This is a genomic window from Chamaesiphon sp. VAR_69_metabat_338, assembly GCF_031423935.1.
In the GTDB taxonomy this organism is placed as follows: domain Bacteria; phylum Cyanobacteriota; class Cyanobacteriia; order Cyanobacteriales; family Chamaesiphonaceae; genus Chamaesiphon.
The window spans coordinates 1-1,932 of record NZ_JANPGM010000321.1; the positions used below are offsets into that span (position 1 = coordinate 1).

General features: G+C 53.4%; 1 protein-coding gene. It reads right to left on the reverse strand.

All coding sequences use genetic code 11. The annotated features are described in order from the left end of the window. The coding region (locus RMO84_RS09175; protein ID WP_310488172.1) for a glutamate synthase-related protein at positions 1 to 1,932 on the reverse strand (1,932 nt) is incomplete at both ends.

The window sequence follows — 1,932 nt, forward strand, 5'->3', positions numbered from 1 at the left end:
CCGGCGATGATGTTATCCTCAGCCACAAATGTAGAACCGGCTGGCGGATAGACGATGATGCGTCCGCCGCTCAGTCCCTTGCCAACGTAGTCGTTGGCATCGCCTTCGAGTTCGAGGGTGACTCCTTGGGGGATGAATGCACCGAAGCTTTGTCCGGCACTCCCTTGGAAGTGGAGGTGGACGGTATCTTCGGGGAGTCCGTGCCAGTGTTTTTTGGTAATTTCGTTACCGAGGATGGTACCGACGGCGCGGTTGACGTTGCAGATCGGGAGGGTGGCTGTGGTGGGTTTGCCATCAAGAATCGAGTCTTTGCACAGGTCTAATAAAGTAGTAATGTCGAGCGATTTGTCAAGTCCGTGATCCTGGGCGATCTGTTGATACCGTCCGACTTCTGCGCCTGCTTCGGGCTGGTAGAGGAGGTTGGAGAGGTCGATGTTTTTGGCTTTCCAATGGGCGATCGCTTGTTTGGATTCCAGGATATCGGTGCGTCCAACCATTTCGTTGAGGGTGCGGAAGCCGAGGGCTGCCATGATTTCCCGTAAGTCTTGGGCGATAAATCGCATGAAATTGACGGTGTGGGCGGGATCTCCGGTATAGGTGGCGCGGAGTTCGGGGTTTTGGGTGGCGATGCCAGCGGGGCAGGTATTGAGATGGCAGACGCGCATCATAATACAGCCGAGGGTGACGAGGGGGGCGGTGGAGAAGCCGAATTCTTCGGCACCTAGAAGGGCGGCGATCGCGATGTCTCGTCCGGTTTTGAGTTGTCCGTCAGTTTCGACGACGATCCGGCTGCGGAGGTTATTGAGGACGAGGGTTTGGTGGGTCTCGGCGAGTCCGAGTTCCCAGGGTAATCCGGCGTGTTTGATTGAGGTTTGGGGTGAGGCTCCGGTACCGCCGTCGAAGCCGGAGATAAGTACTACATCGGCGTGGGCTTTGGCTACTCCTGCGGCGATCGTGCCGACTCCGACTTCGGATACTAGTTTGACGTTGATTCGCGCGTCCCGATTGGCATTTTTGAGATCGTGGATTAGTTCGGCGAGATCTTCGATCGAGTAGATATCATGGTGCGGTGGTGGTGAAATCAGCCCTACGCCTGGGGTGGAGTGGCGCACTTTGGCGATCCAGGGATAGACTTTTTTGCCTGGGAGTTGTCCGCCTTCGCCTGGTTTGGCTCCCTGTGCCATTTTGATTTGGATTTCTTTGGCTTGGGAGAGGTAGAGGCTGGTGACACCGAATCGTCCTGATGCTACTTGTTTGATGCCGCTATTTTTGGAGTCGCCTTGCTCGTTCGTCCAGGTGTAGCGTTCGGGATCTTCGCCGCCTTCGCCAGTGTTGGATTTACCGCCGATCCGGTTCATCGCGATCGCTAGTCCTTCATGTGCTTCACTAGAGATGGAGCCATAGCTCATCGCCCCAGTTTTAAAGCGTTTGAGGATATTCTCGATCGGTTCTACTTCTTCGATCGGGATGGCTGTTTGCGGTTTAAAATCGAGTAAGCCGCGCAGGGTGAAGTGTTTTTTATCCTGCTCGTTAATCAGCTTGGCGTATTTTTGATAAATGTCATATTTACCCGTCCGCGCCGCCTGTTGTAATAGGTGAATGCTTTCGGGGCTGAATAGGTGTTCTTCACCATCTTTGCGCCACTGATAATCGCCGCCAACATCGAGGGTAGCACCTTTGGCAGGTCGATCGGGGAAGGCGTGGGTGTGGCGAGTAATCGTTTCTTGGGTAATTACGCCCACGTCGGCACCTTCAATTCGGGATGCAGTGCGGGTAAAGTATTTATCGATCGTGATTTGATTCAAGCCGACTGCTTCAAAAATCTGGGCACCGCGATAACTTTGAATCGTTGAAATACCGATTTTAGAAGCAACTTTTGTGACACCTTTAGTTGCTGCTTTAATGTAGTTTTTAACAGCGGTAGGATAATCG